Raw genomic sequence first — 7,230 nt, 5'->3', positions numbered from 1 at the left:
CCCAGACACTTGAGGCTGTATTGGTTTTATCCAGCAGCCCCTCTCTCAATCGCGCGCCATCACTGGCGGCGGCATGCGTTGTTTTCCATTTCCGGATGAACCGGTATTTTCGATCGATGGAAACATGATCTTGTACCGGGAGCGCAAGCGATTTTTGCGGTTTCAGGGAGTCTTTTCAATCCGATTGGAACGACGTCCTGCTCTGATGTTTTCTCCAACGGTATAGCGCTCCAGAATGATGGCTTTTGCTTCAGAGAGGGTGATGCTGTTTCCCTCCTTGTCGCGCACTTCGTAAGGCTTTCCTCGTTTGAGAACGCTGAAGATCCGGTTCACAATACGATTGGCAACGGCACATAAAGCCTGTTTGTGATGATGACCTTTCACTGTCATCAGCCTCCAATAAAGTTCTGCCAGTTCAGGATCTGTTTTTCGTGCCGTATCAGCAGCAAGATAAAGTGCTTGTTTGATGCGGTTATTGCCGCCCTGGGTCAGGGTCTGGCCCGCTCGCTCCACACCACCACTATCAGCCCTTCTGGGAAACAGGCCACAAAAACCCCGTAAATGTTTTTCAGAATGAAACCGCTCAATGTTCTGCAAGATACCAACCAGGGTCGGCGCGAGATGACGGCCGACACCCGGAATACTGAGCACAAGACCCTGTGGGTCGAGGTGTTTGTAGAGGTCAGCAATATGCCGCTCAAGATCTCCAACAGTCTGAATTTTCGCCAGAACATTCTTAATTTCCATCGCGATCTCGAACTGCAGTTCCGAAAAATCAATGTGTGTCCCATGAAGGTCCTGAGCGTATTGCGCCGCTTCACGCAACCCTGTGATCAGCGTTTCCACAAAGGGCCCACTGCGCGGATGGTTCCCTCCCGCATGGGCTGCAACATATTTGGCGAGCGTCGTACGACGCGCCTTCAAAACATCCGAGGGGTGAAACCATTTCTGCAACAGGGCCAAAGAGAGCCGCGTTCCTAAGTCGGGCAAGACTGCTTCAAGCCTGGGGGATGCCCAACGAATGAGATCAAGCAAACGCCGCCTGGCATCCGCGATCTCGTTCTGAAAGCGGCTTCTCTGTTTGGTCAGACGTTGAAGAGCGTGGCTTCGTGGATCCGGAATATGGACTGGATCAAGGCGTGGTCCACCAAATGATGGCATGGCCGCCAGGATCTGGGCATCAGCCATATCTGTTTTGGCGTGTTCGGAAAGGTAACGGCGTAGAGCCTTGACCCGCTTTCCCTTGACGCGGGCTACGGTGATGCCAGCATCCGCAAGGTGGTGGGCAACAGGAAACCAGCTCATACCGGTTGGCTCCATGATGGCCTGAATGTGGTCATCCGCCCTCAGCCCCATCACGGCAGTCTGAACAAAGGCGGCAAGTGAGGGCTGATCATGCCTGAAACGAATTGCACGGCCATTAGGGCGGCCATCGTCATAGATCTGAGCGAGGTGATCTCCGCGAATGGCCAGATCAATACCAATGGTACGGAATGTCATGGTCGGTCCTTTCTGGTGAGGGAACCAACGCTGCGGTCACAGTCAGGTGTGTCATTCGTGGCCGATCAACTTCACTCAAAGCAGACGCCACAATCATGTTACTCTTGCCCCGTCAGCGCGGCCGGGCCGGGTTCATGCTTCACGGAGACGAGACGATCGGCGGATCTCTCAGGGATTTTAGCCCCGAACCGGCCTGGTTCATCCTGACAGTATAGACCCGGTTCCCGGCATGCCGGGAACCGGGTCTGATCCACAAGCACGTTTTCGAAGCCTGCGCTTCTCTGACTTTCTCCATGGCATCAAACCCGGCACCGCTATCGATACCTGCGATTTATAGCCAAAGAACGGGATGGCGAGATCGCTGGAGGGCATGGTTCCATCATCCTGCCGCTTCGCCTTCGTGAACTTCAGTGTCCATCGCGCATGACGATCCTTGTGCGACAGCTTTGCGGGTTTGTCCTGCCAGTCTTCAGGAATACGTCCTTCCCGAAGATCGGCTTTCTCTGCATTGGTGTTCCGCTGCTTCGGAGCCGCTACCAGCGTGGCATCCAGGATCTGGCCTGACATCGGCAAATACCCGGCGTTGCGCAGGGTGGCATCAAAGCGGTTGAACAGCCCATCGATCGCACCCGCCTGGGTCAGACGCTTTTGACACAGCCAGACCGTTTTGGCATCCGGCACCCGATCTGAAAGTCCCAGACCAAGGAAACGCATAAAGGAGAGGCGATCGTTGATCAGATATTCCGTCCGCTCATCAGACAAATTGTTGAGCGTCTGGATCACCAGAATTTTGAACATCAGCACAGGATCAAATGGCGGTCGTCCGCCTTTGCTGCCGTCAGAATACGCCAGAGCCTTCTCCAGGTCAGGGCGGAAGACTTCAAAATCCACAGTCCGGGAAAATGCTTCGAGCTGATCACCAAGCCCGCTCAAGCGGGCAAGCCGCTCTTCAACGTCAAAAAATCCCGTCTGCTTCATGATCCATACTCCAATCAACGCAAGGAAAATGGAATCACAGAGCAGACCTCAATACCAGAGGGTTTTTCGAACCCTCCACTTCTTTCTGCCGGATGACGCCGACGGCGAACTTGAGAGAACAGACGGGAAATAAAAAGAGGTTCAGCCCGTTATCAGAGCTGAACCCTTCTCGCCCTGATCGTCAGTGTGACCGTCAGGCTTTGACGGACAGAAAGTCAGCCAACGCTTCGTTAAACAGAAGCGGGGCCTGCAGGAAGGCGAAGTGGCTGGTCTCGGGCAGGATCATGTAAGAACTGTCCGGAATATGCGCCACCAGATATTCCAGATGGGCGCGATGAATCATCTCGTCCCGGTCCCCATCCACAACCCATGCGGGGCAGCGGATGGCGTTCAGGCGGTCTTCCGTGAATTCGGCATCATGCTCCCATTTCCACAGGCCCCAGAGGGTTTTTGAAAAGACATCAAATTTATCCGGGGTCGGGGAAAGCTCGCGGTAGTCTTCTGTGGCGCGCTTTACAAAAGCGTTGACCACCTTATCTCCGCTACACGCCAGATTGAGGCCGGATGCGGACATATGCGGCCCGTAAGCAAAGATGCGTTTGATGCGATCCGGGTGTTCAGAGGCCAGAATAATGCTCTGCACACCGCCATCGCTCCACCCGACGAGACTGGCATTCGGAATTTCCAGATGGTTCATCAGGTGAATGATATCGTCTGCCATCTGAGCGTAGCTGAGGGGTTTATCCCCTAACGTGCTGCGGCCATGCCCGCAGCTATCCACGAGGATGACACGGTGCGTTTTGGCCAGATAAGCCGCCTGTATGCCCCAGTAGTCAGAGTTTGCCATGCCCCCATGCAGCATGATGATGACATCGTCCCCTGTGCCGCCTTCCGTATAATAGAGCGAGCATCCGTTAATGGGGGCGTGCTGTCCTTTAAAGGAGGCCAGAGGGGCCGGGGTGGCAGGCAGGGCCTGCCAGCGTTTTGTTAAATGCTCAGTCATATCGTCAAGCCTCGTAAAAGAGCGTGTTGTGGGTAGGTAATCCCCCCATTTTTAGTGGGGCATTGAATGAGAATTCAGGCAGCTGTTTTTAGTTTCTGGGCGGGGGTTAGCCCGCTGTTCCCCATGTTGGGTGTGTCATGGTTATATGTCCAGAGCCATTGTGTAGAGGCGGTCCCCATTTTTCGGACAGGACGATAAGCTATAATCCGACCTGAGAGAGGACGGGTTTTATGGGCAAGGTTACGCGCAAAAGGTATGCGGCGGAGTTCAAATCACGGGTTGCCCTGGAAGCGATCCGTGGGGAACTGACGCTGGCGGAACTGGTTTCGAAACATGGGGTGCATCAGACGATGATCGCCCAGTGGAAACGGCAGGCGATCGAGGGGATGGCGGCCACCTTTTCCGGGAAAGCGACGTCTGAGCCCCCGGTCAGCCCTGCTGATGTGGAGAAACTGCACGCGAAGATAGGCGAGCTTCTCGTGGAACGGGATTTTTTACGCGATGCCTCTGCTCGGTTGGGCGTGATCAGAGGCGGCAGATGATTGACCCGAAGCGAGCGCGTCTGCCGATAATTCGGCAATGCACGCTGCTGCGACTCAACCGGTCGGGCGTCTACTATCGGTCTGTGCCACAGAGTGAGGCCAATCTGGAGTTGATGCGGCTGATCGACGCCCAGTTCCTGGAAAGGCCGTATTATGGCTCGCGGCAGATGACATGGCATCTGCGCCGCCTGGGACATGAAGTGGGGCGCAAACGCGTCCGCCGGCTCATGGCGATCATGGGCCTGCGGGCGATCTACCAGAAGCCACGCACGAGTGTGCCCCATCCGGAGCATCGGAAATATCCATATCTGCTGCGGGATCTGGTCATTGATCGACCTAACCAGGTCTGGTGTTCTGATATCACATATATTCCCATGAAACGGGGATTTCTCTATCTCGTGGCGATCATGGACTGGTTCACGCGCAAGGTGCTGTCCTGGCGTCTGTCGAACACTATGGACGCGGAGTTCTGTATTGAGGCACTTCGGGATGCGCTGATGCGTTACGGCACCCCGGAGATTTTCAACACGGACCAGGGCTCACAATTCACGACGCCCCGTTTTACCGGTATCCTGGAAGAACGTCAGATCCGCATTAGCATGGACGGGCGTGGGCGCTGGCTGGACAACGTGTTCATCGAGCGTCTGTGGCGGTCGTTGAAATACGAATGTGTCTACCTGCACGCATTTGAGACCGGATCAGAACTTCGAGTGGGGCTCACGAAATGGATCACCCATTATAACGGGCAACGTCCCCATACGGCCCTGGCTGGACGAACGCCTGATGAGGCGTATCATGGCGCGCCGACGCCATCTGGTCCGGCGTTAACCCCGGACCAGATGGCCAACAGCAACGCCGTCAGAATGGCGGCATAACAACAACCGGGTATAGCTTATTCAAACCCAAAAACTGTCCGAACAGACGGGTCCACCTCTAGGAGATGCTGGCCGCATGAATAGCTGCCCGCAGCAATCCTCTGCTACCCAAAAGCGTCCATTATCAGGGATAAAACTTTATGCTTGGTTAGCAAGCATTGAGGCGATGATGAACGATTCTCAAAAAAAGGGTGGCCTTACGCGCGCCAAAATACTGTCTCCCTCAGCCCGTAAAGCCATTGCGCGGGCTGGAGCGCAAGCTCGATGGGCAAAAGCAGATCCAGAGAGACAAAATCTTCCTAAAGCCGTTTGTGGTTCTAATGAGAAACCGCTCCAAATCGGAGAGGTCGCAATACCTGCTTATGTCCTTGATGATGAACGTAGAGTATTAACTGTTTCTGGCATGTCAGACGGCCTTTCGATGGCGCGCGGTGGTTCTGAAATCCCTGGTCTCAATAGATTTGAACTTTTTATATCTCGTGACCGTATTCATCCTTATGTATCTGATGATTTACAAAAACAGATATCAAATCCAATTGTCTTCCTTACACCAACAGGATCGAAAGCATATGGATATAATGCCCAAGTTTTAGTTGAACTATGCGAAGCAATATTATCGGCTCGCGAGGCTGGAGTATTACAGAAACAGCAGTTAGGCATTGCTCAGCGGTCTGAGATATTGATGCGTGGTCTGGCCCGAGTTGGCATTATAGCACTTGTTGATGAAGCCACTGGATACCAAGAGATACGTGATAGAACAGCTCTTCGTAGCATTTTAGAGGCTTATATTTCTAAAGAGTGGCTTCCTTGGACACAACGATTTCCACTCGAGTTCTATCAAGAGATGTACAGACTTCTCGGTTGGACGCTCGATCCTTCCAGCAAATCAAAACCAAGTTATGTTGGAAAACTTACTAATGCTTTAGTATATGACCGCCTTCCAAAAGGGATTGCAGAAGAAATCCGATCATATAATCCTGTAGATCCAAACACAAAAAGACGAAAATTTAAACATCACCAATTCTTAACAGAAGATATTGGCAATCCACACTTAGAAAAACATGTATCGAAAGTTATCGGCCTTATGCAAGCCTCTGAAAACTGGAGAGAATTTAAACATTTATTCAGAAGAGTATTCAAGCCTTCACAAACATATGGTGACAAGCGTACAGTTGACATGAGTAAGTAATTACATTATTTATAATACCGCATTAAATATATTATTTTTCTAATCATCATCATATTCTACACTAGAAATATCTCCAGCAGAAATAAGATCAGAAATTTTCACTGCACCACGCGCTAAGGAGCTTTTTATTTGATCGATAAAAGCTGACCGCTGTGGTGGATCTTTATACATGATTGCATTTTGCAAGTTAGTGTGACTAGTACCTTCAACATTCACAAGAACAGGCTTGTATTCTCCTACTTTGTCAGGATCTTTCTCCAAGCGATAAGTCATAAAGATGATGTTAACCTGAGGATCTTTCTTAACCTCTGCTGTTCTCATAAAGCCCGCACGACCTAAAATATACTGATAAACTTGTTCAGGAATAACTGCGACGATCTTTGATTTCCAATGATGATGAAAATATCCCTTACGGATAAGCTGGGTGATATAACGTTTATAAACGTTATCCCAGTTAAATCCATATGTAGGCTTCTTTTCCAAATCCTCGCCAATCCGTAAAGCTTGATAGGCCGGAAATACTGATCCTGTAATATCGATCGCTTGAAGCTCAACGGATAAGAACTGTTCAATTTTATTATTTTTCTTTACATCTGCGATAACAAAATCGACATTGCCAAAACCCTCCATCTTGACTTCACGTGCAATCTGTGGGTTTTGCGGTTTATCGCCTGGCCAGCAATGATCAATAACCTCTTTCAAAAAATCGACCGCATAGAAGCGTTTAGGACAAACGAATATTAACTCCGGTCCCTGCATCGATTTACGCGATGCAGGCTTCCAGAGACTACAAACAGGATACGGTTCATTAGGTAACTGCGTGCTACGTTTTGGACATCGAGACTGGATATAGGGACATTCAAAATCAGTATGAGTAGGATCAATGCCCTTTACTGCACGCCGGCCCAATACCTCTCCAACAATCGTCTCAGGTTCAAACGGCAATCGAAAGTTCCTTGCGTGAATTTATTTTCATTTGTTTAGAAGTCATTTCCGTAGTGTCCGCAATAAGAAGAGTGTTGATTTTCACTGAGAACTGACCCGGGTAGGGCGGAAATTTTCATCGAGATTTGACCCATGCCTTCACACTCCCCGGCATCATCTGCTGGGGGGTTTTTGGAGTGATTGACATGGAGCTTCTGA

The 7,230-nt window shown here is 51.0% G+C and carries 5 protein-coding genes and 2 pseudogenes; 2 read left to right on the top strand and 5 right to left on the bottom strand.

The window, feature by feature from the left end; all coding sequences use genetic code 11:
• From KMAL_RS15625 to KMAL_RS15610, 4 genes and pseudogenes are all read right to left on the bottom strand, one after another.
• Nucleotides 1-130: pseudogene (locus tag KMAL_RS15625) on the bottom strand (IS5/IS1182 family transposase); the annotation flags it as partial.
• Between the two features lie 32 nt (nucleotides 131-162).
• The gene (locus KMAL_RS15620; protein WP_110096425.1) at nucleotides 163-1,500 is read right to left on the bottom strand and encodes an IS110 family RNA-guided transposase; all 1,338 of its coding nucleotides are present in this window, start codon (nucleotides 1,498-1,500) and stop codon (nucleotides 163-165) included.
• 315 nt (nucleotides 1,501-1,815) lie between these two features.
• A pseudogene (locus KMAL_RS15615) lies at nucleotides 1,816-2,478 on the bottom strand (transposase); the annotation flags it as partial.
• 193 nt (nucleotides 2,479-2,671) lie between these two features.
• Nucleotides 2,672-3,481 carry an alpha/beta fold hydrolase gene (locus KMAL_RS15610; RefSeq protein ID WP_110096424.1) on the bottom strand — a complete coding sequence of 270 codons (810 nt, stop codon included), beginning with the start codon at nucleotides 3,479-3,481 and terminating at the stop codon, nucleotides 2,672-2,674.
• A 230-nt stretch (nucleotides 3,482-3,711) separates the two neighbouring features.
• Here KMAL_RS15610 and KMAL_RS15605 point away from each other — a divergent pair.
• Nucleotides 3,712-4,898, top strand: a protein-coding gene (locus tag KMAL_RS15605; RefSeq protein WP_110096423.1) for an IS3-like element ISGxy1 family transposase whose coding sequence is annotated in 2 segments (ribosomal slippage) — nucleotides 3,712-3,970 and nucleotides 3,970-4,898 — 1,188 coding nt in all. Because the reading frame shifts where the segments join, the coding sequence is not laid out codon by codon here.
• Nucleotides 4,899-4,974: 76 nt separating this feature from the next.
• On the top strand, nucleotides 4,975-6,087 hold the full coding sequence (locus KMAL_RS15600) for a P63C domain-containing protein (protein WP_110096422.1): 1,113 nt from the start codon (nucleotides 4,975-4,977) through the stop codon (nucleotides 6,085-6,087).
• 39 nt (nucleotides 6,088-6,126) lie between these two features.
• On the opposite strand, the gene KMAL_RS15595 is transcribed toward KMAL_RS15600, so the two are convergent.
• Complete coding sequence (locus KMAL_RS15595; protein WP_167400181.1) at nucleotides 6,127-7,032, bottom strand: NotI family restriction endonuclease; 906 nt, start codon at nucleotides 7,030-7,032, stop codon at nucleotides 6,127-6,129.
• Between the last annotated feature and the right edge of the window lie 198 nt (nucleotides 7,033-7,230).

Origin of the sequence: Novacetimonas maltaceti (assembly GCF_002906255.1) — a bacterium.
Taxonomy (GTDB): domain Bacteria; phylum Pseudomonadota; class Alphaproteobacteria; order Acetobacterales; family Acetobacteraceae; genus Novacetimonas; species Novacetimonas maltaceti.
Note: the sequence above shows the minus strand (reverse complement) of the source record. Positions and strands in the feature narration are given on the sequence as shown.